The organism is Sphingosinicella flava, from assembly GCF_016025255.1.
Classification (GTDB): domain Bacteria; phylum Pseudomonadota; class Alphaproteobacteria; order Sphingomonadales; family Sphingomonadaceae; genus Allosphingosinicella; species Allosphingosinicella flava.
The window spans coordinates 1,063,930-1,089,381 of sequence record NZ_CP065592.1 but is presented as its reverse complement, the minus strand read 5'-3'; the positions used below and the strand labels follow the sequence as shown (position 1 = coordinate 1,089,381).

Below are 25,452 nucleotides of genomic sequence, written 5' to 3'. Positions count from 1 at the left end.
CGTTAACGTCATGGCCGATCCTGCCGATCTCTGGCGTTCTCACTACCGGCATCCCGGCGTGTGGGAACGATCTTTCCCGCCCTTGTCCTTGCCCGCTTTGTTCGACGAAGCGGCCGGGAAATTCCCCGACGCCATCGCGATCGATTTCCTCGGCCGCAAGTACAGCTACAGGGAAACGGCGAATGGCGTGGACCGCGTTGCGTGCGGCTTGCGGAAGCTGGGTGTGGGGAAGGGGGACCGGGTGGGCCTCTTCCTTCCCAACGTCCCCCATTACGTCGCGGCTTATTACGGCGCGCTGAAGATCGGGGCGACGATCGTCAATTTCTCGCCCCTCTACACGGTGGACGAGCTGGCCGCGCAGGTCGCCGATTCCGGCACGCGCATCCTTTTCACCATCTCGGCCCAGTCGCTGCTGCCGACCGCGCTCGCGGTGCTGGAGAAAAGCGGGCTGGAGCGGCTCGTCGTCGGCTCCGTCGCGGGCGTCCTGCCGTCTCCCAAGTCGCTTTTCTATCGCCTCTTCAAGGGAAAAGAGATCGCGCACCGGCCGGACGATCTCCGGATCATGGCCTTCTCGGCCCTCATCGCCAATGACGGTGCCTGTGCGTCCGCAACCATCGATCCTGAACGGGACATCGCGCTTCTCCAATATACGGGCGGAACGACCGGCGTTCCGAAGGGCGCGATGCTCACCCACCAGAATTTGAGCGCCAATGCCCGGCAGGTCGAGGCCCTCGATCCGCATCCGGAAGAGGCGGACCGGATCATGGGCGCGCTGCCCCTGTTCCATATCTTCGCCAATACCTGTGTACTCAACCGCACCATTCACAAGGGCGGCGAGATCGCGCTGGTGCCGCGCTTCGACGCGGGCCAGGTGCTCGCCACCATCGCGCGGGTGAAGGCGACCTCCTTCCCCGGCGTTCCCACCATGTATCAGGCCCTGCTCGATCATCCGCGCATCGCAGGGGCGGATCTCTCCTCGCTTCGCGTCTGCATTTCCGGCGGCGCGCCGATGGCGGCGGAGCTGAAGGAGAGGTTTGAGGCGGTGACGGGCGCCAAGCTCGTCGAAGGCTATGGTCTCACCGAATCCGCGGGGGTCGTTTCGACCAATCCCTATGACGCGCTGAACAAGCCCGGTACGATCGGGCAGCCCATCCCCGGCACCGAAATCCGCTTGCTCGACCGCGAGGATCCCACCCGCCTCGCACCGGAAGGAGAGCCGGGCGAGATCGCGGTGCGCGGCCCGCAGATCATGAAAGGCTATTGGAACCGCCCGGAAGCCGACGCCGAAGTCTTCGCCGACGGCTGGCTCCGCACCGGCGACGCAGGCCTGATCGACGAGGACGGCTATATCCGCATCGTCGACCGCTTGAAGGACATGATCGCCGTATCGGGCTTCAAGGTCTTCCCCAGCCAGCTCGAAAGCCTCCTCTACCATCATGAAGCGGTGAAGGAGGCGCTCGTGATCGGCATTCCCGATCCTTATACGGGCGAGAAACCCAAGGCCTTCGTGACCTTGAACGAAGGGGCGGCGATCGATGGCGCCGACCTGATGCGCTGGCTCAACGCGCAGCTCGGCAAGCACGAAAAAGTCGTCGCCTGCGAGGTGCGGGACTCCCTGCCGAAAACTTTGGTTGGGAAATTGAGCCGCAAGGAATTGCAGGCCGAAGAGCGCGCCAAGGTTCCCTCTCCCCTTGCGGGAGAGGGTTAGGGAGAGGGGCATATCCAAGCCGCTCGATGCGGCTTCGGATATACAGTCCGGCCATCGCTCACCCCCCTCTCCCCAATCCCTCTCCCGCAAGGGGAGAGAGGCTTTACTTTCTTGACCCTCGACGGTCTCGACGCCAAAGCTGGCGCCATGGAACAAGCCGAACCGATCGAACAGCTTTCCTTCGAAGCCGCGCTGAAGCGTCTGGAAGAAATCGTCCGCAAGCTCGAAAGCGGCGAAGCCGCGCTCGACCACTCGATCGAGCTTTATGCAGAGGGCGACCGGTTGAAGAAGCAATGCGAGGCGCGGCTGGAAGCGGCCAAGGCGCGTATCGATACGATTCAGTTCGGTGCCGACCGCCAGCCCACCGGCACGACCCCTTTCGACAGCGAATGATGCCCGCCATGGCCCCGGCCGCGATCGACCTTCGATCCGCCATCGCCCAGGTCGGGAGCGAAATCGACGCCTTGTTCGAAGAGCTGCTTCCCGTCGCGGAGGATCAGCGCGCACCGCTTTACGAGGCCATGCGCTACGCATCGATCGGCGGCGGCAAGCGATTGCGACCGTTGCTGGTGGCGGCGGCATCGCAATTATTCGCTATCCCGCGAGACAGCGCGCTTCGCGCCGGCCTCGCGGTTGAATGCATCCACGTCTATTCGCTGATCCACGACGATCTTCCCTGCATGGACGATGACGATCTGCGCCGCGGCAAGCCGACGACGCACAAGGCATTCGACGAATGCACGGCCGTGCTCGCGGGCGATTGCCTCCACGATCTCGCCTTCCAGGTGCTGGCCGACAGCCGCATTCATGCCGACCCCGCCGTGCGGATTGAATTGGTGGCGGAACTTGCCCGCGCATCCGGCCCGGCGGGCATGGCGGGCGGCCAGATGATGGACCTGATGGCTGCGCAGGCGGACATGGATCTTGGCACCGTCACCCGCCTTCAGCAATTGAAGACCGGCGCGCTCATCGCCTTCTGCCTGGAGGCGGCGGCGATCATGGCGCGGCTCCCGGCTGACGAGCGGACATCCTTGCGCGGCTATGCCCACGATCTCGGCCTTGCCTTTCAAATCGCTGACGACCTTCTCGATGTCGAGGGCGACGAGGCGGTGACGGGGAAAAAGGTCGGCAAGGACGATGCGGCGGGGAAGGAAACGTTCGTGTCCCTGCTCGGTGTCGACCGCGCGCGGCGGCAGGCGCAATTGCTCGTCGATCAGGCGGTCGATCATCTCAAGACGTACGGGCCGGAAGCCGACCTGCTGCGCGCCATCGCCCGCTTTGCGGTCGAACGCGATCATTGACCGGCGCCTGAGGGGGGATTTCAGCGCATGACACGGACAGCCGTTTATCCGGGAACCTTCGATCCCATTACGCTTGGCCACATGGACATCATTCGGCGCGGGGCGAAGCTGGTCGACTGCCTCGTCATCGGCGTCACCACCAATCCGTCCAAATCGCCGATGTTCAGCCTCGACGAGCGGCTCGCCATGGTGCGGCGCGAAATCGAGGGGATCGAGGGCGACATCAAGGTCGTCGCCTTCGATTCGCTGCTGATGGATTTCGCGGAGCGGGAAGGCGCGTCGATGATCCTGCGCGGCCTGCGCGCCGTCGCGGACTTCGAATATGAATATCAGATGGCGGGCATGAACCAGCAGATCAACGACCGGATCGAGACGGTTTTCCTGATGGCCGACGTGTCCCTGCAGCCCATCGCTTCCCGTCTCGTGAAGGAAATCGCCCTTTACGGCGGCGATATTTCGAAATTCGTGACCTCCGCCGTCGCGGCGGACGTTTCCGCGCGGGTCGAGGCGATCGGCCGCAAAGGCTCTTGATCGTTCAGGCCCGGCTAAGCAGAAGGGCGGCAAAGCCGCGACCGGCATTCCAAGGACAATGACACACATGCGCTTCAAATCCGCTTTCGCCCTGATCGTTGCCGCCGCGTTTGCGGGTCCGCTCGCCGCGCAAACGATCAGCAGCCCGGTCCCCCGCGAGGCGAGCGCCGGCACTGCCGCGATGACGGAGGCGGCCGCAGCCGAAGCCACCGCGGCCAAAGCGCAGGCCCTTCTCGTCACCCCGGCGCTGGATCCGGAAAATACGCTTTACCTCGATTTGTCGACCGGCGGCCGGGTCAGCGTTCAGCTGCGCCCGGACATTGCGCCCAACCATGTCGAGCGGATCAAGACCCTGGCGCGCCAGGGTTTCTATAATGGCTTGCTCTTTCACCGCGTGATCGAAGGGTTCATGGCCCAGACCGGCGATCCCCGGGGCACGGGCGAGGGCGGCTCGCCGCTTCCCGACCTGGAAGCCGAATTTAACGGTCTGCCGCACGTGCGCGGCGCCGTTTCGATGGCGCGGGCCAATGCCGAAAACAGTGCGAACAGCCAGTTCTTCATCATGCTCGCGCCGCGCCTCGGCCTCGACAACAAATATACCGTGTTCGGCCGGGTGGTGAGCGGCATGCAATATGTCGACGCGATCCAGCGCGGCGAGCCCCCGGTCAATCCGTCGAAGATCGTTCGCGCCTCGATCGGCGCCGACAATGTGCCGCCGCCGTCGGCCGCGGAGCTGGCCGCCGCGGCGCAGCCGGCCGCGCCCGCCCCGGCGCCAGAGCCTGCCCCGGCCCCGCAAAACTGACGGCGCGCCGATGCGCGTCGACCTCTTCGATTTCGATCTTCCGCAGGATCTGATCGCCCTGCGCCCGGTATCGCCGCGCGATAGTGCACGGCTGCTCGTGGTCCGGGGCGAGAGCCTGGAGGACCGGATCGTCACCGACCTCCCCGGCCTCCTGCGCCCCGGAGACATGCTCGTCTTTAACGACACCCGCGTCATTCCCGCGCAGCTTGAAGGGATGCGCGGAGAGGCGCGGATCGGCGCCACCCTTCACAAGCGGGAGGGCTTGCGATCCTGGCGCGCCTTCATCCGGAACGCAAAACGGCTGAAGGAGGGCGGCCGGATCGATTTCGGCGCCGATGTTGCCGCCATCGCTGGCGCGCGCGAGGCAGATGGCAGCTTCCTGCTCACCTTCGAAGGCGACGAGCCTGTGGAGCTCCTGCTCGAACGCGCCGGGCGCATGCCCTTGCCACCCTATATCGCCGGCAAGCGCGAGACCGACGACCGCGACCTCAGCGACTATCAGACCATGTTCGCGAAGGAAAAAGGCGCGGTCGCCGCGCCGACCGCGGCGCTTCACTTCACGCCCAACCTGCTGGCGCGACTGAAGGCGGCGGGCATCCTCCACGAAACGCTGACCCTCCATGTCGGCGCGGGCACCTTTCTCCCCGTCAAGGCGGAGGATACGGAAGACCACCGGATGCACAGCGAATGGGGCCGCATCGACGCCGCGACCGCCGCCCGCATCAATGCTACCCGCGCCGCAGGAGGCCGCGTCATCGCCGTCGGCACCACCAGCCTCCGCCTCCTCGAAAGCGCGGCTGATGCGGATGGATTGGTGCAACCCTTCGAGGACGATACCGCCATCTTCATCACGCCCGGCTATCGCTTCAAGGTGGTGGACGGGCTGATGACCAACTTCCACCTCCCCAAATCCACCTTGTTCATGCTGGTCTCGGCTCTTATGGGCCGCGCGGTCATGCAGGCCGCTTACGCCCATGCCATCGCCAAAGGCTATCGTTTCTATTCCTATGGCGATGCGAGCTTACTGCTTCCTGATCGCTAGGCCTCGCAACGGCTCAGGATTGCCGTGATCATTGGAGCGCGGACTTGCCAGCCTAGTCGTTCGTAAAGCTCGATCGCCATCCGGTTGGTTGCATAAGCGTGCAGGAAGGGCGTGTCGCCCTCGTCCAAAATCCGTTGGGTGATGATGGCCATTAACGCCTGTGCATAGCCTTGGCCGCGATGATCCGGATGCGTACAGACGCCGCTTACCTCCCGAAAACCCGGCATGGACATCCGTTCACCCGCCATGGCGATGAGTTGGCCGTCTTGCTTGACTCCGATGAACCGTCCCAAGCGATGGGTCATAGGGGCAAAGGGCCCAGGAACGGTGAGCAGCGCCAGTTCCAGCATTTGGGAAGCATCCCGTTCGCTAAGCGGTTCGAATGCGATCGTGTGAGAGGGTGAGGCGATGCGTTCCACGACCATTTGCGTAACGGGAGCCGCCTTCCGAATGGTCGCCCCGGGCGGCGCGGTTACGCCCTCCCGCTGCACCAGCCACAGCTCGCCAGCAGGAGGAATTATCCCCGCCAATGCATCAAGGCTTTCCGACGAAATGTCCGGGACAGCTCCGAAGGGGCCATAATCCTGATTCAGCCGGAGTGCATGTCCTTCCCCCTCCGCCAAGTGCGACCATCCTGTCCTAAGAGCGGACCAAACCGGCCGGTCCAGCACATCCATCCTTGTCATCAGGTCAGCCTCGATTCGATTTAGTTGACTTTGGCAACTATATATCTCAAGTCAATCCGGTGATTAGGACGACAACCGAAGCGATCGAGGCGCTGCGAGCCTTCAACCGCTTCCACACACAATTCTTTGGCGTTCTCGAAGCCTCGTTCATGGGCAGCGGCCTTTCGCTTGCGGAAGCGCGGGTGCTCTTCGAAATCGCCCGTTGCCAACCCGTTCCGGCGTCCGGCATTCAGGCTGAATTGGGATTGGATGCAGGCTATTTGAGCAGGATGATCCGTCGGTTCGAAGCCTCTGAACTTGTATACCGCGATCGCGGCGTCGACGCGCGGCAGCGACCCATCAGCCTTACAGTGAAAGGGCGCGATGTGCTCGGCGCGGTCGACAGCGAAGTCCAGCAGGACGTCGCCGCTAGCATCGCCCATCTTGATTCTCTGGATCGGGCCGCCCTGGTCGAAGCGTTGCAAACCGTCACCGCTCTTCTGAGTAGGGGCAAGGCAGAGCGCTAAAGTCGTTTCGTTCGGCGTCGGACATGATTAAGAGCCCCATCCATGTCTGATCGACCCGGTTTTTCCTTCCATATCTCCGCCACCGACGGCGCCGCCCGCACCGGCACCATCTCGATGTTGCGCGGCGAAATTCGCACGCCCGCCTTCATGCCGGTCGGCACGGCGGCGACGGTGAAGGCGATGAAGCCCGCGGACGTGCGGGCGGCGGGCGCGGACATCATCCTCGGCAATACCTATCACCTGATGCTGCGGCCGGGCGCGGAACGGATGGCGCGGCTGGGCGGGCTTCATCATTTCATGGGCTGGGAACGGCCGATCCTCACCGACAGCGGCGGCTATCAGGTGATGAGTCTGTCCGAACTTCGCAAGATGAGCGAGGAGGGGGTATCCTTTAAAAGTCACCTCGACGGTTCCGCGCACATGATCACGCCGGAACGATCGATGGAGATTCAGCGGCTGCTCGGCTCCGACATCGTCATGGCCTTCGATGAATGTACGTCCTACCCGGCGACGCGCGACCAGGCGGCGGCCTCGATGGAGCGTTCGATGCGCTGGGCCAAGCGCTCGCGCGACGGCTTTGACATGGGGGAAGATCACGCCGCGCGCGCGGCTCTGTTCGGCATCCAGCAGGGATCGATGGAGGAGGATCTGCGCCGCATTTCCGCCGATAAGCTGATCGATATCGGTTTCGATGGCTATGCGGTGGGCGGCCTCGCAGTGGGGGAGGGGCAAGCCGAGATGTTCCGCGTCCTCGATTTCGCGCCCGATATGCTGCCGCACGACAAACCGCGCTATCTGATGGGCGTTGGCAAGCCCGACGACATTGTCGGCGCCGTCGAACGGGGAATCGACATGTTCGATTGCGTGCTGCCCACGCGCTCGGGCCGCAACGGCCAAGCCTTCACCCATGACGGGCCGCTCAACATCCGCAACGCCAAATTCGCCGAGGATCAGGGACCGCTCGATCCCGATTGCAGCTGCCCGGTTTGCGCCACCTGGAGCCGCGCCTATCTCCACCACCTGATCCGCGCCGGAGAGATATTGGGTGCGATGCTGATGACGGAGCACAATATCGGCTTCTACCAGCAGCTGATGCAAGGTTTGAGAGACGCCATTGAAGAGGGGAAGTTGAAGAACTTCGCGGATGGATTCCGGACCAGATATCTGAAGAAGTGAAGGTCGTGCTCCTGCGAAAGCAGGAGCCTAGCGGCACCGAATGAAGAAACTGGGCTCCTGCTTTCGCAGGAGCACTATGAACGCGGCTTTCGTTTGCAGGCAGCCGCGACGATTTCCCGTTTCTGCTCGTCGCTCGCGCTTATCCATTCCCCGATCTCGCTTAGAGTCCGGCCGCAGCCGATGCAGATGCGCTCGGGATTAAGCGTACAGATCCCCGTGCAGGGGGAAGGAATCTCGCTCAGCTTGGCACGCTGAAATTGAGGAAGTCCGGAACCGGTCCGTTCCACCCTTCGTCGGGCTCATCGTCCCGGCCGCGCGGAGCTTGACGGGGCTCGGCCGGGCGATCGTTCCTCGGGCGCTCCGTCCTGGCGGGCTCGGGCCCCCGCTCTTCGCGTGGCGCTTCGTCCTTCTTGCGGCGGCCGCGCGCGGGCCTTTTCTTCGGGGTCTCCGCCTCGGCATCCGGTTCCGCGGCGGGCGCGGCGCCTTCCAACGGCGGGATAGTGGTGCCGATCAGCTTCTGAATCGCGCCAAGATGCTCGCCATCCTCGGCGGTCGCGATCGTCACAGCCATGCCCAGCTTGCCCGCGCGGCCGGTGCGGCCGATGCGGTGAATATAATCGTCGGGCTGATAGGGCACGTCGAAGTTGAAGACGTGGCTGACGCCTTTGATGTCGAGGCCGCGCGCGGCGACGTCGGAGGCGACGAGAATGTTGATCTCGCCCGCCTTGAAGCGGTCCAGTTCCTTCAGGCGTTCGGGCTGTTCCATGTCGCCATGAATCTGCCCCGCCGAAAAGCCGGAGCGCTTGAGGCTGGTCGTCAGTTCGCGCACCGTCGTCTTGCGGTTGGCGAAGATAATCGCGGTCGCGACGTCAAGATCGCGCAGCAGGTTCTTCAGCACGTCCCGCTTCTTGCGGCTTTCCGTGCGGACCAGGCGCTGGTCGATCGACGCATTGGCCGTTGCGGGCCGCGACACTTCGATCATTTTCGGATTGGACAGGAATTTGTCGGCCAGTTTCTTGATGGGTGGCGGCATCGTGGCCGAGAAAAGCAGGGTCTGCCTGTTCGTCGGCAGCTTCTTGCAGATATCTTCGATGTCCGGGATGAAGCCCATGTCGAGCATCCGGTCCGCTTCGTCGATGACGAGCAGGTTGCAGCTGGTGAGCAGGATGTTCCCGCGCCCGAACAGGTCCATCAGGCGGCCCGGAGTCGCGATCAGTACGTCGACGCCCTTTTCCAGCGCCTTCACCTGATCGCCCATCGATACGCCGCCGATGAGGAGCGCCATGGAGAGCCGGTGGTGCTTTCCGTATTTCTCGAAATTCTCGGCGACTTGCGCGGCGAGCTCCCGGGTCGGCTCCAGGATCAGCGATCGGGGCATGCGCGCCCGGCTGCGCCCTTGGGCCAGGATATCGATCATCGGCAGCACGAAGCTCGCGGTCTTTCCGGTGCCGGTCTGCGCGATGCCGATCAGGTCGCGGGCCATGAGAACGGAGGGGATCGCCTGACGCTGGATCGGCGTCGGGTCGTCATAGCCCGCTTCCGCTACGGCGCGGAGCAATTCGTCGGAAAGGCCGAGATCGGCAAAGGTCATTTAAAATCCGGAAAAATGCGCTCGGCGGGCGATACGCTTCTCCCTGCGGCTTGTGCCGACATCAGGGCTTTTGTCAAGGACAGGTCAGCGTTTGGGCGCTGCGGTGAGCGTGCGGAATGCTTCTATCTCGCATTGACCGCCGACGCGGGAGCGGATGAGGTCGCGGTCCGCACAAATCTTTCCGTCACTGCTTCGGGTCAGATAGAAGCCGTAATAATAATCGAGCGCCGGGCATTTATTCTCGAGCCGGGCCCGGATGCGGCGATTATTCTTCAGGATCAGATCGACGCTATTCTGGCCGAGGAAGGTGGCGCCGACGATCTGCGCGGTCGGGATGCAATCCGGACCACGCCTTTCTTCCCAGTCCACCGCCGTTGTCGCGGACGGCTGGCGGAGGCGGACAGGGATGCGGATGATCGTGCGCTGATGGACGACGACTTGAGCCACATTGCCCGCCGGAATCGGGCGCAGCTGCTCCGCTCCGTCCGCAGCGGACAGGAGGAAGAGCGCGGCGCTCAGCAGGATCATCGGGCAAGCTCCATGGACGCCGCACATCCCCTTCCGTGGTTGAACATTCGCTGAATTGCCCCTCCGCCCTGATGCGATTAATATCGGCCCCGACGCATATGGCAAATCCTTCCCCCGCTCTGCTTGCCCGCCTTGCCGACCTCCTTGGTTCCAAAGGTTTTTCCGCCGATGCTGGTGAAATGGCGCCATGGCTGACCGATTGGCGCGGACGCTTTCAGGGCCGCGCAGCGGCGCTGCTGTCGCCATCGTCCACAGGCGAAGTGGCGGAAATCGTCCGGCTTTGCGCCGGGGCGGGCGTCCCCATCGTGCCGCAAGGGGGGAATACGTCGATGGTCGGCGGGGCGACACCATCGCCTGACGGCGATGCGCTCATTCTCTCGCTTCGCCGGATGAACCGCATCCGCGACCTGTCGCCGGAGGACAATCTCGCCATTTGCGAGGCCGGAGTCATTCTCGCGCATCTGCATGAAGCGGCGGAAGCGCAGGGGCGCCGCTTTCCGCTCAGCCTCGGAGCGAAAGACAATGCGACGATTGGCGGCCTCGTTTCAACAAACGCCGGAGGCACGCAGGTTCTCCGCTTCGGCACGATGCGCGGATTGGTCGCCGGACTCGAAGCGGTGCTGCCGGACGGGACGATCTTCGACGGCCTTGCGCCACTCAAGAAGGACAATCGCGGCTACGATCTGCGCCATTTGCTGATTGGCGCGGAGGGGACGCTTGGCATCGTCACCGCCGCCAGCCTCATCCTGGTGCCGGCGGTGGCCGAACGCGCGGTCGCCTGGGTCGGTCTGCGGGATCCGGAAATTGCGCTCGCCTTGCTTCACCGGCTGGAGGAGAGGATTCCTGGCGCCATCGAAAGTTTCGAACTGGTGCCAGCCGTCGCGCTCGATCTCGTGCTCGCGCACATTCCGGGCGCCCGCGCCCCGCTCGCCGGACGTCATGACTGGCATGTTCTGGTCGAAGCCGCGGGCGTGGAGGCCGAAGCGCGCCTCGCGGCCGCCCTGAACGATGCACTGGGGCAGGGGTCGGCCGACGACGCGCTCATCGCAGCATCGCAGGGCCAGGCCGATGCGCTCTGGCGAATTCGCGACAGCATTTCCGAAGCCGAGCGAAAGGATGGGATCGCCGTCAAGCATGACGTGTCCGTGCCGGTCGCGGACATGCCGGCCTTCATGACCGCGACGGCCGTGGCGGTCGAAGGCGCCTTTCCGGGCACGCGGGTCATTGCGTTCGGCCATCTCGGCGACGGCAACGTGCATTTTAACGTCCGCGCGCCACGGGACGCCGCCGCATCGTGGCTGGATAATGAAGGCGCCGCCGTGACTCGCTTCGTTCACGACGCCGTGGTCGCCGCAGGCGGTTCGATTTCCGCCGAACATGGCATTGGGCAGATGAAGCGTTCCGAATTGGAACGTGTCGGCGATCCGGCCCGGCTTTTCATGCTGCGCGCGATCAAATCGGCGCTCGATCCCCGGGGCATCATGAACCCCGGCAAGCTCGTCCCGCTTGCGCACGAGCCGCGTCCCTCGTAGACGGCAGGCAGCAACGGGGCGGCCATCCGGCAGCCTTATACGCAAAATCAACGGAGACGACCGATGGCGACCGCAGCGCCGGCCAATCAAATGCCGCTTTTCTACAATCAGCTCGAGCCGCTTTCGAGCAACGTCCACCCGAATTTCAAGGTCCGCGCAACGGACAAGGCGCCATTCCTTGCCGGTGCCAATGCGATTCCGGTCACCGTCGACGAATTCGTGCTGGCGCAGCGCCATTATCCGATCGTCTTCACTGCGGACGAAAATCCGGTGCCCTTGGCGCTGATGGGTCTCAATGAAGGCGTGAACGTCTATGTCGACGACGAAGGCAAGCTGCTCAACCAGGACGTTTATGTTCCGGCCTATATCCGCCGCTATCCCTTTATGCTGGCGCGTCTTCAGCCGGACGCCCAGGATCTGACGCTCTGCTTCGACCGGACGGCGGACGTCGTCGGCGAATTCGAGGACGGCCAGGCGCTGTTCGACGGCGACAAGCCGAGCGAGACGACCCAGAATATCATGAAGCTGTGCGAGGACTTCGAAATGTCCGTGCAGCGCACCGGCGCCTTCGTGAAGGAGCTGAAGGACGCCGATCTGCTGATCGATGGCGAAGTCTCGATCCAGCTGTCGGACGGCCGCCCGCCTTTCATCTATCGCGGTTTCAAGATGGTCGCCGAGGACAAGCTGCGCGAGCTGCGCGGCGATGCCCTGCGCAAGATGAACCAGAGCGGCATGCTGCCGCTCATCTTCGCCCACCTCTTCTCGCTGTCCTTCGCGCGGGACATCTTCGGCAAGCAGGCCGCGCAGGGCAAGGGTCCGGATCTTGCCGCCACCGCTCCGAAGGCGGAGGACAAGGCGGACGCCTGACCGGAAAAGCGGCACGCTTTGCCGCGCCGACGTGTCAATGATAGACGGCCGGGACAGCGTCCCGGCCGTTTTTTCATGGCCGCGACAAAGAATCTATTTATTTTACAAGAAGTTGATCGGGTGCTTGAAAGCCAGGGCACCCTCCCTAAATCGTAAGAGATACAACGCGGTTTCCCCCTTACCGCTTTGTATTACGTCCCTTTGAGGGCGTTCCTCCCTGAACCTTGGCCACTCCGTGCAACGCACGGGGTGGTCTTTTTTATTCCGCGGCCAGTGCGGGGCTGTCGCCGATGGCGGCTTCCGCCAAGGCGTCAGCGAGAGCGGCGATGAGACGGGTCACCCGGTCGAAACCCGGGCCCGGTTCCTTGAGGGCGGCGTCAAGATAGAGCGAACGGTCGATTTCGATCTGCAAGGCATGGATATCGTCCCCTGGGCGGCCATGGGCCACGGTGATGTGCCCGCCCGCATAAGGGGTATTGAGTGCAACGCGGAACCCGGTCCGCGCCGCGACCGACAGGGCCGTGTCGCGATATTGGAGACCCATACTCGTCCCATGCCGGTCGCCGAACACGATGTCCGGCCTTTCGCGTCCATGACGGGGCGGCATCGAATGGCAATCGAGCAGGATGGCGACTCCGAAAATGCCCCGCGCTTCTTCCAGCAGACCGGCGAGCGCCGCATGGAAGGGGCGGTGAATGCTGGCGATTCGCTGCTCCAATTCCGTCACGCTCAAGCGGTGGCGCCAAATCGCGCCCGCCGTCGGATGGCGGGAAGGAACGAGGCCGAGCCCGCTTTTCGTCCGTGCCGATTGGATGAAAGCCGAATGCGGCAGCGGCGAGGCGACCGACAGCGGGTCCATCTCCCGCTCATGACGGTTGAGGTCGATCTCGGCGCGCGGAACCTCGGCGATCAGCGCCGTCGCGCCGGCCGCGACCGCGCGCCAGACGAGGCGATCGACCAGCCGGTCCTCCAGCGACTGCAAGGCGTGCAGCGGAATGCGCGCGGCGGCGATCAGCGCGTCGCTATACCGGCGTCCGGCATGAGGAACGGACAGGATGACGGGCGAGGCGAGGGCTTCCGGTCCAACCCGGCGGAAGGGGCGTGAATCGCCATCGGCGGGGCGGTCGGCCATGCTTCAGCGCTACGCCCGGCGAGGCCGCGCCGCAACCGCAATCCTGAAATATCGCCCGGCACGGCACCGCTGGCAAAGTGCCGCGTTCTAACGCATAAGGCGTCCGCCTCCCCGATTGGAGGCTTTCTTCCAATACCGGAGCGCGCATGACGAGGATTTTGCTGGCAGAGGACGACACGTCGATGCGCGTCTATCTCTCCCGCGCGCTGGAGAAGGTTGGGTATGAAGTAACGGCGGTCGACAGGGGCACCCACGCGCTCCCGATCCTTGAGCGGGAACGCTTCGACTTGTTATTGACCGACATTGTCATGCCGGAAATGGACGGCATCGAACTGGTCCAGAAGGCGTCAGCTATCGATCCTAATATGCGCGTCATGTTCATCACCGGCTTTGCCGCCGTCGCGCTGAAAGCCGGAAAGGCCAATCCGGACGCCCGCATCCTGTCCAAGCCCTTTCATCTGCGCGATCTGGTGGCGGAAGTCGACCGTCTGTTCCAAACCGAGGATCAGCACGGAAGATTGTGACATTGGGCGCTTGCGCGGGGAGGAAGTGCCCGCTAATAGCCGCCTCCACGAGTGGGCGTGTAGCTCAGTGGTAGAGCACTGTGTTGACATCGCAGGGGTCGCAAGTTCAATCCTTGCCACGCCCACCATATTCTTCCCCAGAAATCAAAGCGATGTCGCCGCCAGGCGGGACTATTCGTCAATGCCGCGAGCCTCTTCCCGCGCATAGCGGGGTCGTGAAATGCCGATCAGGAACAATCCGGCGGCGGCAAGGCTGACCCCGGCGAACAGGAAGGTGACGTGCGAAGCGGTCGTCGGCCAGCCCATCAGGCTTTCCCACCACGCGGTGGTGCCGAGGCCGATATAGGAGACGAGGCCGAGGACGAGGTCGACCGAGGCGCGCAGCAGCCGGCCTTCCTCCGAGAACAGGTCGCCGGTCAGAAACGCGGCGAGCATGTCGATCCCGCCTCTCGAGAGAAGCCACAACGTCAGCAGTCCGGCGAACCGCACCGCCGTATAAGCGGGGGACAAAAGGAAATAAGCGGCCACCGCGAGCGAGATGATGCCGAGGATGACGTCCAATCGCCCTTCAGTCTGTTCAAAGCGGCGATGGGCGATGCCTGCGATGACCTCCAACCCTCCAGCGATCAGCAGCAGGACGCCGGTCTTGCGCACCACGTCGCGCGGGTCGGCCGCATCGACGATAATCGTCGCTGCCCCGCAAAGAAGGATGAGAAGACCGCAGAGGAGCAAGACCAACCGCTGCGAGCGGTGATCGGCCGTTCCGGTTTTTTCTTTTTCAAACGTCGAAAGCACCATCTCTACACTCCCATTCCGATCCAGCGTTCCTGATGCCATGCGCCAACAGTGGGAGGATGGCATAACAACGATTCATTCGCGTCTAAGTTACAGAGGCTTTCAAGGATCGTCGGGCAAAGGGCCGGTTCTTTCGGGGTCGGAACGAAATAGGCTGCAATTGGTTCTGCGCCTGCAATGAAAATCTCGCGGGGCATAGGGACGATGGCGACTTCTGTCCGTGGACGGAATTGCCCTGGCGGCCTGACCGGGTGCAATCGAATGACGGTTCTCCCGCTCGCTTTCTCCCTCATCGCAGCCATGAGCGGCCAGGCTCTTGCCCAGCAAATACCAGATGAAGATGAGCCAATCGTCTCCGACAGCCAGTTTGAGGAAGCGTTGCCGCCGCTCGACCCCGCGCTCGAAGCGCCGCTGGAGCCGATCGAGACCTTCGAACTGCCCACCATCGATGCCGAAGGTCCGCTGCCGCCCGTCTCGCAAGGTGCCGTGCCCAATGCTGTCGCGCCAGCGGTGCCAGTATTTGATCCCGCGCTTCAGGAGCCGCTCGCGCCGCTTGCCACCTTCGATGTCAGCGTGCCGGAGGCGACAACCGAGGTCGATCCTGCCGCGCCGGAGCCAGTGCGTTTCACCTTCCGCACCGAAGGGCTGGAGGAAGTGGAGCTGCAGGACCGGTTCCAGGATCTCTCCGCCCTTGAGGATGCGGACGGCGAACTGACCAATGGCGCGCAGGTCGCGGCGCGGGCGCGGGAAGATGAGCGGCTGGCCGTCACCATCCTCCGTTCCGAAGGCTATTATGACGGCGCTGCGGTCGCGACCGTGACGCAGCTGCCGGACCAGCCGGGGCAGCTCGACGTGGTCCTCACCGCGGCTCCAGGCGACCAGTATAAGCTCGGCAGCATCGCCGTCACCGGCGCGCCGCCCGAACCGACGCAGATCGCCACGAAAGCGCTGGACCTGGAGAGCGGCGATCCGACTGTCGCAACCGACATCGAAGCCGCCGAGGCACGGGTCGCCCTCCAGCTGCCACAACAGGGCTATCCGTTCCCCGAAATCGGCCTGCGCGACATTGCGCTCGATGCGGCGACGCATACCGGCGACTATGTGCTGCCGCTCAATTCCGGACCGAAGGCGCGCTTCGGCGGCTACCGGACCGAAGGCGACCTCGCTTTCGATGCCGAACATGTCGGTGTCCTTGCCCGCTTTGAGCGGGACGAACTCTACGACCGCCGCCTCGTCGACGACCTGCGCGAGGCGATGGTCGCGACCAACCTGTTCGACAGCGTATCGGCCGAGCCGGTCCTGACCGGCGAGACCGCGCCGGACGGCACGCAATATGTCGACATCCTCGTCCGCCAGGATGCGGGGCCGCCGCGCTCAATTGCCGCCAATGCGGGCTACAATACGGGCGAGGGCTTCCGCGCGGAGGTGAGCTGGGAGCATCGCAATCTCTTCCCGCCGGAGGGCGCGCTGCGCGTGGCGGCGGTGGGCGGTACGCAGGAACAGTCGCTTGGCGTCCAGTTCCGCCGCACCAATGCCGGGCGGCGCGACCGGACGGTCTCGCTGACCGCCGAAGCCGCGCGGCGCGATTACGATGCTTATGAAGCCTATACCGCAACGCTGGCGGGCAGCATTTCGCGCGTGTCGACGCCGATTTGGCAGAAGGTGTGGACCTGGTCCTATGGCGCCGAGCTGGTGGCGACGAACGAGGACCGCTTTGATTTCGATCTGGGCGAACGCGACCGCGCGACCTTCTTCATCGGCGCAGTGCCGCTGGAGATCGGCTACGACCGCTCCGACAGCCTGCTCGATCCGACGCGCGGCTTCCGCCTGAAGGCGCGGACCAGTCCCGAAGTCGCCTTGCAGGATGGCACCCGGCCTTATGCGCGTACCCGGATCGACGGCAGCGCTTATTATCCGGTGTCGGACAGCCTCGTCATCGCGGGCCGCGCGGCGTTCGGCACGATCACCGGCATCGACCGCGACGATCTGGCGCCCTCGCGCCGTTATTATGGCGGCGGCGGCGGATCGGTGCGCGGCTTCGGCTATCAGCAATTGGGTCCGCGCGATCCCAATGGCGATCCGCTGGGCGGGCGCAGCTTCAACGAATTCGCCATCGAGGCGCGCTACCGCTTCGGCAATTTCGGCATCGTGCCGTTCATCGATGCGGGGCAGGTCTATAGCGGCCAGTTCCCGAAATTCGGCGACATGCGCTTCGGCGCGGGCATTGGCGGGCGGCTCTACACCAATTTCGGCCCGCTTCGCGTCGACGTCGCGACGCCGCTCGGCCGCCGCGAGGGCGAGAGCCGGATCGCCGTCTACATCTCGATCGGGCAGGCCTTCTGATGGCGGAGGAGGCCGACACAGCGCCCATCGAGGAAGTCCGCGTGCGGCGCCACACCGGCCGCCGTGTCGCCAAATGGACCGGCATCGGCCTTGCCGCGCTCCTGGTGCTGCTCGCCTTGCTGGTGGTCGGGATCAACACTCAGCTTGGCCAGCGTTATGTCGTCCGGCAGATCAACAATCTGGAGCTCGCCTCCGGCCTCGACATCGACATCGGCCGGGTGGAGGGCAATCTCTACGGCGACCTGATCGTCCACGACCTCATCCTGCGCGACGCGAAGGGCATCTTCTTCGCGGCGCCCCGGGTCGAGCTCGACTGGCGGCCTTTCGCCTATTTCCGCAATCATATCGACATACGTTCGGCGGTGATCCCGCAAGCGGGGCTGTTCCGCCTGCCCGAGCTCCGCTCCAGCGGCGATCCCAACGCACCCCTGCTGCCCGATCTCGACATCGATATCGGCCGCCTCCGAATCGAGCGCCTCGGCGTGTCCGCCGCCGTGACCGGGCAAAAGCATCTGCTCAGCCTCACCGGCCAGGCGAAGATCGCCGATGGCCGAGCCCAGCTTGCGCTCGACGCGGGCGCGGTCGCGGCGTTGGGCCTCGCGGGCGGGGACCGGCTGCGTCTGCGGCTCGACGGCGTGCCGGAGCAAAATAAGCTCGACATCGCGATGCGGCTTCAGGCGCCCGGCAATGGCTTCGTGGCTGGCCTCATTGGGCTGGACAAGCCGCTGGACGTCGCTGTCGGGGGGCGCGGAAGCTGGAAAAACTGGCAAGGCCGCGCCCGTGCGATGCTTGGCGGACGGGGTCTGGCCGACCTGTCGGTCACGGCCCGCGACGGCACGTTCGACGTCACTGGCCTGCTGCGCCCCGCCTTGCTGCTCGCCGAGGGGCCGTTGCAAAGGCTGATGCAGCCGAGCGTGCAGCTCAATCTCGTTACGACGCTCGAAAACCGGAGGGCCGAAACGAAGCTCCGGCTGAACTCCCAGGCCATCGCCTTGGCAATGGAGGGCATGCTCGATCTTGGCCAAAGCCGCTTCGAGGATGTCCGGGTCGCGGGCCGCCTGACCCGTCCCGGGGCCATCGCGCCCAACCTCACCGCGCGCGACCTCCGCCTGGCCTTGGTGCTGAACGGCGCCTTCGCGACACCCATTGTCGCCTATCGCCTCAACGCGGTGCGCCTCGGCTTCGGCGAGACGATCGCCGAAGGACTGTCGGCGGAAGGCCGGGCGCGCGTGAATACGGACCGCATTCTCGTTCCCGTGTCGGCACGCGCGACGCGCATCGCCGGGCTCAATCCGGCGCTCGGCGGCCTGCTGACCGGCGTCCGCCTCGACGGCACTTTCGCCCTGGGCGACAACCGCATCCTGTCGGACGACCTTCGCATCCGTTCCGACAAGCTCAATGCCACCGCCGTCGTCGTCGCCGATCTCGAACGGGGCCGCTACACAGGCGCCCTGCAGGGCCGCGTGAACAATTACCTGATCGAAGGCATCGGCATCGTCGATCTCGACACCGACCTCGACGTGGTCAGCACCGCCGCCGGGTTCGGAATCGATGGCCGCGTCGCGCTGCGCACCAGGCGGATCGACGTGTCCGCCGCGCGCGACCTCTTCGGCGGCAACGCCACGGCCAGCGCCAATATCCGGATGCGTCCCGACGGCGTGATCGCCTTCAGCAACGTCAGGCTGTTCGCCCACTTATTTCGCGTGACGTCGGGCGAAGGGACTTATGCGCCGGGCGGCGGGATCAACATCCGTGGCACGGCTATGTCCAGCCAATATGGACCGCTCGCTGTCGTCGTCACTGGCACCGCAGACCGGCCGCTTGTCCGGCTCCGCGCCGCGCGGCCAGGCTTCGGCATCGGTCTCAGCGATGTCGAGGCGACGGTGCGCGGCACCGGGCGCGGCTATGCGGTCACGGCCACCGGCCAGTCGCAATATGGGCCGTTCAGTGCGGACGTGACGATCTTGTCGGGCGCGGGGCCGCTCACCATCGATGTCGCCTTGGTGCGCTTTGCCGGGATCGATTTCGCGGGCCGCATCCGCCAGACCGCCGCCGGACCCTTCGCGGGGCAGCTTTCGCTGAACGGTGCGGGCCTCAGCGGCATCGTCCAGCTCGCCGCCGCCGGACGCAATCAGCAGGCGCGGATTCAGGCGACGGCGAACGGCGCGCAAATTCCGGGCGAACAGCCGATCCTTATCCAGCGCGGGCTGATCGACGCGACGGTGACCCTGTTGCCCGGCGGCCCATCGATCAACGGCGACGCGCAGCTGGCCGGGGTGCGCGCAGGCCAGCTCAGCATCGCCCGCGCCCGAGCCCGCGCAACCATGCAGGGCGGCAGCGGCCGGGTGCAGCTGTTCGCCGAAGGCAGCAGAGGCGTGCCGTTCACCGTGGCCGTCAACAGCCAGGTGACGCCGGATCGCATCCTGGCCGCGGCGCAGGGCCAGGTGAACCGCATCCCTTTCCGACTCGAACGCCCCGCCGACCTGCGCAAGATTGCGGGCGGCTGGCGCCTGACTCCGGTGACGGTCGTTCTGCCGCAAGGCAATGTGCGCCTGGCCGGACGCTTTGGCGGCGGAACGGCGCTTCAGGCCCGTATGAACGGTCTGGATCTGTCGATCGCCAACGCATTCTCGCCCGGCCTCGGCCTTGGCGGCCGAGTCACGGGAGGATTGGACTTTGTCCAGGCGAGCGCATCGGCTTTCCCGCGCGCCGACCTGCGGGTGAATGTCGACGATTTCACGCGCACAGGGGTCGCCACCCGCTCCGCCCCGGTCGACATGGCGGTGCAGGGCACGCTGCGTCCCGAGGGTGGTGCGTTCAATGCCGTCATCCGGCGCGGCGGTCCGGTCATCGGCCGCGTCCAGGCTCGCCTCCAGCCACTGTCGCCCGCCGCCGGAAGCTGGACGCAGCGCCTGCTCGCCTCGCCGCTGGGCGGTGGCATCCGCTACAATGGCCCGGCCGAGGTTCTGTGGTCGCTGACCGGCCTTTCCGACCAGCAGGTTTCCGGCCCGATCGGCATCGCCGCCGACTTCAGCGGCCGGGTGCAGCGGCCGCAGTTCAACGGCGTCGTGCGCGCGAACAACCTGACCTTCGTCGACGAAACTTACGGCACCCGCCTCACCAATATGGCGGTCCAGGGCCGGTTCGCCGGATCGCGCCTGGAATTGTCGCGGATCAGCGCGCGGGCGGGCGAGGGCACGATCAACGGGCGCGGCAGCGTCGATCTGGCGTCGGCCGCCGGTTTCCCGATCGACGTCCGGCTCGATCTCGCAAACGCCCAATTGGCGCGCTCCGACGCCTTGGGTGCTATCGTGTCCGGTCAGATCGCCATTACCAACGGCCCCAATCAACCCGCGCTCATCAGCGGTGACCTGCGCCTGCCCGAGGCGCGCTACCGCTTCATCCGGCAAGGCGCGGCGGATGTCGCGGTGCTGGAGGGCGTGCACCGCCGGGGCGAACCGGTTGGACGTCCCGAAGAGGAAGACGGGTCCGCCGCCCCCAGCATCTGGAATCTCGATCTGCGGGTGCGTGCCGACAATCAGGTTTTCGTGTCCGGCATGGGCCTTGAATCCGAATGGGAAACCGACCTTGCCGTGCGCGGCACGACGAGCGCGCCGCGCGTGGAGGGAACGGCCGAGGTCATTCGCGGCACTTATAGCTTCGGCGGCCGCCGGTTTGAAATCACCAATGGCCAGATCGCGTTCACTGGCGGCAGGCGCATCGAGCCGCGCATCCAGCTTTCGGCCAGTACCGAGGTCGAAGGCATCACTGCCACGATCAATGTCAGCGGATCATCGGCCAACCCGCAAATCGCGCTGACGTCCACGCCAGCCTTGCCGCAGGACGAAATCCTTGCACGCATTTTCTTCGGCGGGTCGGTGACCGATTTGTCGGCGACCCAGGCGCTGCAGCTCGCGGCCTCGCTCAATTCCTTGCGCGGCGGGGGAGGGGGGCTCAATCCGCTCGGCAAGCTCCAGTCGGCAAGCGGCATCGACCGGCTCCGCATCCTCGGCGCCGATCAGTCGACGGGGCGCGGAACCGCGATCGCGGCGGGGTTCTACATCAGCAACGACATCTATCTCGAGATCATCACCGATGCCCGGGGCTTTACCGCCACTCAGCTGGAAGTCGCCTTGTCCCGGGCGCTCAGCATCCTGTCCCAGGCAAGCTCGTTCGGCGGGTCCGGCGTAAGCGTCCGTTACAGAAAGGAATATTAAAAGGCCGGAGCGCGGCCGAATTGGTCTAGTATCTCAATTGCCGATTCGCATAACCGGGTCTGAAAGGGAGCAGATGACCAAGGTTCTGCTGGCGGAAGATGACCCCCTGACGCTGTCCGGGATCAAACTTCTGCTCGCCAAGACCAATTACAAGATCGTGTCAGCCGTCACGAGCGGAGAGGAAGTTCTTGAGCAGCTTCCTACCGCTCGCCCCGACATGCTGATCTTGGATGTCGACATGCCGGGCCGGACCGGGCTCGACATTCTCCGCATCCTCCGCAGCCGGGGCAGCGACTGCCCCATCGTGCTGCTGACCGGGCGGATCGACGACCGCAAGGCGACCGAGGCGATCCAGCTGGCGGTGAACGGCCTCGTCATGAAATCGGCGGCGCCGAACGATTTGATCCCCTGCCTGGACAGCGTCGTGCAAGGACGGCGTTGGGTCGACCGTGAAGTCTTGCAGCGCGCGATGGATTATACATTGTCGAAGGACAAGGACGATCCGCTGAAAATATTAAGCCCGCGCGAAAGGGGGATTGCCGCCTTGGTGCAGCAGGGCTTTCGCAATAAGGAAATCGCGACGGAGCTGGGATTGACCGAGGGAACGGTGAAGGTTCACCTGCACAAGATTTTCGACAAGCTCGGCATCAGGAGCCGGACCGAACTCATCCTCCTCTGCCGCTGAGAAAACAAGGCCCCCACCCAGAGCGGGCAGGGGCCTGCTCTCATCAAAAAGCGGCGTTGAGCCCGATGCGGAAGGCGACGGCAGCCTTTCCATATTGTTCTTCGGCGCTGAATTCGCCGCCCAAACGGAAGATCGGCGTACCGCCCGCGAGGCGCAGGCGGCCGACCCAGCCGCTTTGGCGCTCCTCGGCCATCAAGGTGAAATCGTCGCCGCCCGCGAAGCGGGCAGTGGTGCCGCCAAGCTCTCCGGCCACGATTTCGCGCCGTCCGCCTTCGGCTTCGATCCTGAGCCAGGTGCCGTCGGGCTGCATGCTGCCAAGATCATAGCCGACCGTCATCGTGCCGGTCGCGGCCAGTTCATCGCCGCTCCGCTTGTCGACCGACAAGTCGAATGCCTCGCCGCCGCCGCTTTCGGTATAGGCGCCTTCGGACAGGCGATAATATTCGATCGCCGCGCCAGGACGGAAGCTCAGACGGCCCGACTGGATTTCATAGGACGCACCTGCCGTGCCGGAAAAGAGGGTGCCGTTCCAATCGCCTTCGGTCGTGCGAGTGACGGTCTGATCGCCATCCGTGCCGACGAAGCGGCGCAGACCTTCGAATTTGATGAAGGCGCCCGATGCCCGTGCATAAGCCTGCAACGGCCCGAAGGCGCCGCGCCAATAGCCGGCGAGTTCGAAATGGTTGGTATCGACCTGGTTGTCCGTATTCCCGTCGGCATTCTTGCCGAGGAGATAGCTGAACGATGCGCCGAACATGCCCGCGTCGCCGAGCGGGGTTTCGGCGCCGGCCGATGCGCCCCAGCCGCTGACATCATAGGCCGCCGTGTTGCCGAGATCCTTGCTCGTGCCCCAGACGACTTGCTGCGCCCACAGGCCGACACGGCCGGGCTCCGCGGCCGGAATCCGCCGGTCCTGCAGCATGCGCGCGCTGGTGCGGGAGGCCTGCGTCACGGTTTCGAACGTGCCGCCGGCATGGTCTGGCAACAGCTGCCGGTAGGCGGCATTGAAAGCCTCGGCATTGCCGATGCCCAGGAACACGTCGGCCACCTGCTCGTCGGCGTCCAGCGCGTTGAAAATCGCGCCATAGGCCGCCCCTTCGGAGGCGTTGAAGCCGAGTTCCGTCGCGGTCTTGCGGCGTATGGTGAGCGTGACGACATCGGTGGTCTCATTCGCCGCGACGCTGCCCATGTACAAATAAGGCAGGCTCGTCGAATCCGCCGAAAGGTTTGCGCCGCCCGTCAGCGTGCCCGCGCGAAGGATCGTGAAAGTCCCTTCCGATTGGGCGATCGTGTCGAGCTGGACCACGACCTGCGTGTTCGTGCCGAACGTGGCGGCACCGGCCACATCATATAACGTGTTCGTATGCGCGACCGGGTCGATCGTTACATTCAGCTTCGAACCAGTACCCATGCTGAGCGACGCAAGCGCGACACTGTTCGTGTTAGTGACGCCAAATGTGCCGCCGGCCACCGATACCGCGACGCTTGCGCTATTGGCCAGCCTGCCCCTGAACGATGAAGTGCCGGCAAGGGTCAGCGTGTCCGCGCCGCCGCCGAAGTCGATATTTCCTTCGAACGCCGAAGTTCCGGCAAGGGCAATGGTGTCGATACCCGCGCCGAAGGACGCGTTGCCGGTATAAACCGCGTCGCCCGCCAGGCTGAGGCGGTTGGAACCGGCACCGAAGGTCGTGTTGCCGGCGACCGTGCCATCCAAAATGTCCAGCACGTCGTTTCCAGCGCCAAATCGAATGTTGCCGGCGATGCGTGGGGCGGTCGCGGATGCGGCGACCGCATTTTGGCGCACCGTCACGCCGCCGCCATTGGCGCTGACATCGATGGCGACGATGCGATTGGTGTCGAGCGCCGCGCCTGCCGCGATGATCTGTCCCGTATTTTCAATGAGATCGAGCCCGCCCGAGCGGTCCATGATCGCGGTGGCATTACCGTTGCTGCCGGTCAGCGTGGCGCGAATGCCGCCGCTATTGGTGATCCGGTTCACGGTCGCGCCCGCATCGATGGCGATGCCTTCCACCTGCGTCGAGGCCGAGGAGCTGCCGCTGCTCGCGAGGATGCTGCCGGTGGTGACCGCGATCTGGTCGACGGTCGCGGCATTGCCGATCCGGAGGCCCGTGGCATTCGCGTTGAGCGATGCCGCAGTGACCGTCGCGCCGATCGTCATGCCGCCGGCGACATTGACGGCGCCGCCGCGCCCGCCAATCTGGATCGCCGTCGCTGCCACATCGCTGTAAAGGCCGCTCGCCGCGACCGTGCCGTTAACGATCAGGCCGTGGCCTGACGTGTTGCCGGCGATCGGGCCGATGGCGATAGCGTCGGTGACCGATCCGATCCGGATCGCGGGCGCCGCGCCGAATGTGGCAATGTTCGACGCGCCTTCCGTGGCGTCGGGAATGCCGTCATTGTCTTCGTCATTGTTGGTCGTGCTGTTGTCGGGCGGCGCGACCGCGAAAATGATGCCGCCCGTCACATTGCCTTCGATGCTGACCGCCGGACCGCCTTGCAGCAGATCGTCGGCGTCGAGCCGCGAGACATTGGTCGGCGGCGTCGTGTAGCGATATCCGGTCGAGGAAATCGCCCCCTGAAATTCCAATGCGCCGGTGATGTCGCCCTCCAGCGCCACAGCGGTCGAATTGCCGCCGCGAACGACGATCGCGCCCGCGATGCGCGTCCTGCCGGTGATGTCGTTCGCGCGAATGCCATAGCTGTCATTGCCCGTGACGTTGATGGATCCGTTGTTGGTCAGCGGGCCCGCCAGCGCGCTTTCGATGCTGATGCCCGCGGAGTTATTGCCTTCCACCGTGATCGTGCCGGCATTGGCGATGCTGCCGGTCAGCGTGCCGCCCGGCAGGACGCGAATCCCGTAGCGGTTCGTGCCTTGGGCGAACAAGCCGTCCAGATCGCCGTCATTGTCGCCGTCGGCGGGGGTGAAATCCTCGACCACCGAAATGGTGCCGCCGGACGCATTGTTGATGTTGGCGGTCAGGTTGGGATTGACGAGGATGCCCGTCGAATTGTTGACGCCGGTCGTTCCGATCCCGCCGTTGGTGGAGGATTCGTTGGTCACGTCATTGCTGCTGTCGACGATGACCGCGCCGCCCGCCGCTGTCGGGCGTACCGAGCCGCCAGTCGCGACGCGAATGCCGGATGCCGCGCCGTTGTTCGCGGTGGAAGTGGAAATCGATGTCGTCCGCGCGGTGTTGATGACGACTTGGGCGGATGCCGGCGCCGCTAGAACGAGCGCGACCGGCGTGAGGCACGTGGCAGCAAGCAAATGACGCATTGTAAATTAAACCCCTTGCGTGGCGGCTCCTGTTCCGCCGGTTGGTCGTTCAGCGACGAACGGCACGGCCAATGGCCTTGAAGGGCCGCCCATGACGAGCGTGCCCGCGCACCAAATGTTTGTCGCTGTCCCCTGCTGAGCGAGCCATGCCAGATACGGAAGCCGGAGAAAAGATGGCTTGCGTTCAA

The 25,452-nt window shown here is 64.8% G+C and carries 21 protein-coding genes and 1 tRNA gene; 15 read left to right on the top strand and 7 right to left on the bottom strand.

The features are described 5' to 3' along the window. Positions 1–10 precede the first annotated feature (10 nt). From IC614_RS05645 to queA, 6 genes are all read left to right on the top strand, one after another. Positions 11–1,708 (top strand): long-chain-fatty-acid--CoA ligase, encoded by a 1,698-nt coding sequence (locus tag IC614_RS05645; protein WP_200972915.1) that lies wholly within the window; start codon positions 11–13, stop codon positions 1,706–1,708. A gap of 147 nt (positions 1,709–1,855) precedes the next feature. Then, positions 1,856–2,101 carry an exodeoxyribonuclease VII small subunit gene (locus tag IC614_RS05640; RefSeq protein WP_200973112.1) on the top strand — a complete coding sequence of 82 codons (246 nt, stop codon included), beginning with the start codon at positions 1,856–1,858 and terminating at the stop codon, positions 2,099–2,101. An 8-nt stretch (positions 2,102–2,109) separates the two neighbouring features. After that, entirely contained in the window at positions 2,110–3,009 is a 900-nt protein-coding gene (locus IC614_RS05635) for a polyprenyl synthetase family protein (protein ID WP_200973111.1), read from the top strand. Between the two features lie 27 nt (positions 3,010–3,036). Continuing rightward, positions 3,037–3,540 (top strand): pantetheine-phosphate adenylyltransferase, encoded by a 504-nt coding sequence (gene coaD / locus IC614_RS05630; protein WP_200972914.1) that lies wholly within the window; start codon positions 3,037–3,039, stop codon positions 3,538–3,540. 67 nt (positions 3,541–3,607) lie between these two features. After that, positions 3,608–4,342: a peptidylprolyl isomerase gene (locus IC614_RS05625; protein WP_200972913.1), complete on the top strand. Its 735-nt coding sequence runs from the start codon at positions 3,608–3,610 to the stop codon at positions 4,340–4,342. A gap of 10 nt (positions 4,343–4,352) precedes the next feature. After that, positions 4,353–5,384, top strand: coding sequence for a tRNA preQ1(34) S-adenosylmethionine ribosyltransferase-isomerase QueA (queA, locus tag IC614_RS05620; RefSeq protein WP_200972912.1), 1,032 nt, complete (start codon positions 4,353–4,355; stop codon positions 5,382–5,384). Here queA and IC614_RS12430 read toward each other — a convergent pair. Continuing rightward, on the bottom strand, positions 5,381–5,734 hold the full coding sequence (locus tag IC614_RS12430; RefSeq protein WP_318963683.1) for a GNAT family N-acetyltransferase: 354 nt from the start codon (positions 5,732–5,734) through the stop codon (positions 5,381–5,383). The two genes, queA and IC614_RS12430, sit on opposite strands and share 4 nt — an antisense overlap. A 395-nt stretch (positions 5,735–6,129) precedes the next feature. Here IC614_RS12430 and IC614_RS05610 point away from each other — a divergent pair, with 395 nt between their 5' ends. Both IC614_RS05610 and tgt read left to right on the top strand, forming a co-directional pair. Continuing rightward, entirely contained in the window at positions 6,130–6,576 is a 447-nt protein-coding gene (locus IC614_RS05610) for a MarR family winged helix-turn-helix transcriptional regulator (RefSeq protein WP_207791157.1), read from the top strand. Positions 6,577–6,618: 42 nt separating this feature from the next. Further along, positions 6,619–7,752, top strand: a complete 1,134-nt coding sequence (gene tgt, locus IC614_RS05605; protein ID WP_200972910.1) for a tRNA guanosine(34) transglycosylase Tgt — start codon at positions 6,619–6,621, stop codon at positions 7,750–7,752. Between the two features lie 74 nt (positions 7,753–7,826). Here tgt and IC614_RS05600 read toward each other — a convergent pair whose 3' ends face one another. The 3 genes from IC614_RS05600 to IC614_RS05590 all read right to left on the bottom strand — a co-directional run bounded on the left by IC614_RS05600 (position 7,827) and on the right by IC614_RS05590 (position 9,871). Further along, positions 7,827–8,039: a DUF1289 domain-containing protein gene (locus IC614_RS05600; protein ID WP_226372744.1), complete on the bottom strand. Its 213-nt coding sequence runs from the start codon at positions 8,037–8,039 to the stop codon at positions 7,827–7,829. Beyond that, on the bottom strand, positions 7,991–9,343 hold the full coding sequence (locus IC614_RS05595) for a DEAD/DEAH box helicase (RefSeq protein ID WP_200972909.1): 1,353 nt from the start codon (positions 9,341–9,343) through the stop codon (positions 7,991–7,993). Before IC614_RS05595 ends, IC614_RS05600 begins: the two co-directional genes overlap by 49 nt. Before the next feature lie 84 nt (positions 9,344–9,427). After that, positions 9,428–9,871 (bottom strand): hypothetical protein, encoded by a 444-nt coding sequence (locus IC614_RS05590; protein ID WP_200972908.1) that lies wholly within the window; start codon positions 9,869–9,871, stop codon positions 9,428–9,430. 98 nt (positions 9,872–9,969) lie between these two features. On the opposite strand from IC614_RS05590, the gene IC614_RS05585 reads away from it, so the two are divergent. Beyond that, positions 9,970–11,403, top strand: coding sequence for an FAD-binding oxidoreductase (locus tag IC614_RS05585; protein ID WP_200972907.1), 1,434 nt, complete (start codon positions 9,970–9,972; stop codon positions 11,401–11,403). Between the two features lie 63 nt (positions 11,404–11,466). Then, a complete protein-coding gene (locus tag IC614_RS05580; RefSeq protein ID WP_200972906.1) occupies positions 11,467–12,270 on the top strand; it encodes a SapC family protein in 804 nt (267 codons plus the stop codon). Positions 12,271–12,529: 259 nt separating this feature from the next. On the opposite strand, the gene IC614_RS05575 is transcribed toward IC614_RS05580, so the two are convergent. Then, positions 12,530–13,402, bottom strand: a complete 873-nt coding sequence (locus IC614_RS05575) for an N-formylglutamate amidohydrolase (protein WP_200972905.1) — start codon at positions 13,400–13,402, stop codon at positions 12,530–12,532. A gap of 146 nt (positions 13,403–13,548) precedes the next feature. Between IC614_RS05575 and cpdR the strand changes: the two genes are divergently transcribed. Both cpdR and IC614_RS05565 read left to right on the top strand, forming a co-directional pair. Continuing rightward, positions 13,549–13,926, top strand: a complete 378-nt coding sequence (gene cpdR / locus IC614_RS05570) for a cell cycle two-component system response regulator CpdR (protein WP_200972904.1) — start codon at positions 13,549–13,551, stop codon at positions 13,924–13,926. A gap of 53 nt (positions 13,927–13,979) precedes the next feature. After that, a tRNA-Val gene (locus IC614_RS05565) sits at positions 13,980–14,054 on the top strand. A 43-nt stretch (positions 14,055–14,097) separates the two neighbouring features. Here the strand turns inward: IC614_RS05565 and IC614_RS05560 are convergent. After that, entirely contained in the window at positions 14,098–14,724 is a 627-nt protein-coding gene (locus tag IC614_RS05560) for a DUF308 domain-containing protein (RefSeq protein ID WP_200972903.1), read from the bottom strand. A gap of 258 nt (positions 14,725–14,982) precedes the next feature. On the opposite strand from IC614_RS05560, the gene IC614_RS05555 reads away from it, so the two are divergent. From IC614_RS05555 to IC614_RS05545, 3 genes are all read left to right on the top strand, one after another. Beyond that, complete coding sequence (locus tag IC614_RS05555; protein ID WP_200972902.1) at positions 14,983–17,064, top strand: autotransporter assembly complex protein TamA; 2,082 nt, start codon at positions 14,983–14,985, stop codon at positions 17,062–17,064. After that, positions 17,064–21,281 carry a translocation/assembly module TamB domain-containing protein gene (locus tag IC614_RS05550; protein WP_200972901.1) on the top strand — a complete coding sequence of 1,406 codons (4,218 nt, stop codon included), beginning with the start codon at positions 17,064–17,066 and terminating at the stop codon, positions 21,279–21,281. The genes IC614_RS05555 and IC614_RS05550 overlap by 1 nt, the downstream gene beginning before the upstream one ends. 73 nt (positions 21,282–21,354) lie before the next feature. Further along, on the top strand, positions 21,355–21,966 hold the full coding sequence (locus IC614_RS05545) for a response regulator (RefSeq protein ID WP_200972900.1): 612 nt from the start codon (positions 21,355–21,357) through the stop codon (positions 21,964–21,966). Between the two features lie 43 nt (positions 21,967–22,009). On the opposite strand, the gene IC614_RS05540 is transcribed toward IC614_RS05545, so the two are convergent. After that, positions 22,010–25,264, bottom strand: coding sequence for an autotransporter outer membrane beta-barrel domain-containing protein (locus tag IC614_RS05540; protein WP_200972899.1), 3,255 nt, complete (start codon positions 25,262–25,264; stop codon positions 22,010–22,012). Between the last annotated feature and the right edge of the window lie 188 nt (positions 25,265–25,452).

Coding starts and splice junctions, on each gene's coding strand:
- IC614_RS05645 (WP_200972915.1), top strand. CDS start 11: ATGGCCGATCCTGCCGATCTCTGGCGTTCTCACTACCGGCATCCCGGC.
- IC614_RS05640 (WP_200973112.1), top strand. CDS start 1,856: ATGGAACAAGCCGAACCGATCGAACAGCTTTCCTTCGAAGCCGCGCTG.
- IC614_RS05635 (WP_200973111.1), top strand. CDS start 2,110: ATGGCCCCGGCCGCGATCGACCTTCGATCCGCCATCGCCCAGGTCGGG.
- coaD (WP_200972914.1), top strand. CDS start 3,037: ATGACACGGACAGCCGTTTATCCGGGAACCTTCGATCCCATTACGCTT.
- IC614_RS05625 (WP_200972913.1), top strand. CDS start 3,608: ATGCGCTTCAAATCCGCTTTCGCCCTGATCGTTGCCGCCGCGTTTGCG.
- queA (WP_200972912.1), top strand. CDS start 4,353: ATGCGCGTCGACCTCTTCGATTTCGATCTTCCGCAGGATCTGATCGCC.
- IC614_RS12430 (WP_318963683.1), bottom strand. CDS start 5,734: ATGCTGGAACTGGCGCTGCTCACCGTTCCTGGGCCCTTTGCCCCTATG.
- tgt (WP_200972910.1), top strand. CDS start 6,619: ATGTCTGATCGACCCGGTTTTTCCTTCCATATCTCCGCCACCGACGGC.
- IC614_RS05595 (WP_200972909.1), bottom strand. CDS start 9,343: ATGACCTTTGCCGATCTCGGCCTTTCCGACGAATTGCTCCGCGCCGTA.
- IC614_RS05590 (WP_200972908.1), bottom strand. CDS start 9,871: ATGATCCTGCTGAGCGCCGCGCTCTTCCTCCTGTCCGCTGCGGACGGA.
- IC614_RS05585 (WP_200972907.1), top strand. CDS start 9,970: ATGGCAAATCCTTCCCCCGCTCTGCTTGCCCGCCTTGCCGACCTCCTT.
- IC614_RS05580 (WP_200972906.1), top strand. CDS start 11,467: ATGGCGACCGCAGCGCCGGCCAATCAAATGCCGCTTTTCTACAATCAG.
- IC614_RS05575 (WP_200972905.1), bottom strand. CDS start 13,402: ATGGCCGACCGCCCCGCCGATGGCGATTCACGCCCCTTCCGCCGGGTT.
- cpdR (WP_200972904.1), top strand. CDS start 13,549: ATGACGAGGATTTTGCTGGCAGAGGACGACACGTCGATGCGCGTCTAT.
- IC614_RS05560 (WP_200972903.1), bottom strand. CDS start 14,724: ATGGTGCTTTCGACGTTTGAAAAAGAAAAAACCGGAACGGCCGATCAC.
- IC614_RS05555 (WP_200972902.1), top strand. CDS start 14,983: ATGACGGTTCTCCCGCTCGCTTTCTCCCTCATCGCAGCCATGAGCGGC.
- IC614_RS05550 (WP_200972901.1), top strand. CDS start 17,064: ATGGCGGAGGAGGCCGACACAGCGCCCATCGAGGAAGTCCGCGTGCGG.
- IC614_RS05545 (WP_200972900.1), top strand. CDS start 21,355: ATGACCAAGGTTCTGCTGGCGGAAGATGACCCCCTGACGCTGTCCGGG.
- IC614_RS05540 (WP_200972899.1), bottom strand. CDS start 25,264: ATGCGTCATTTGCTTGCTGCCACGTGCCTCACGCCGGTCGCGCTCGTT.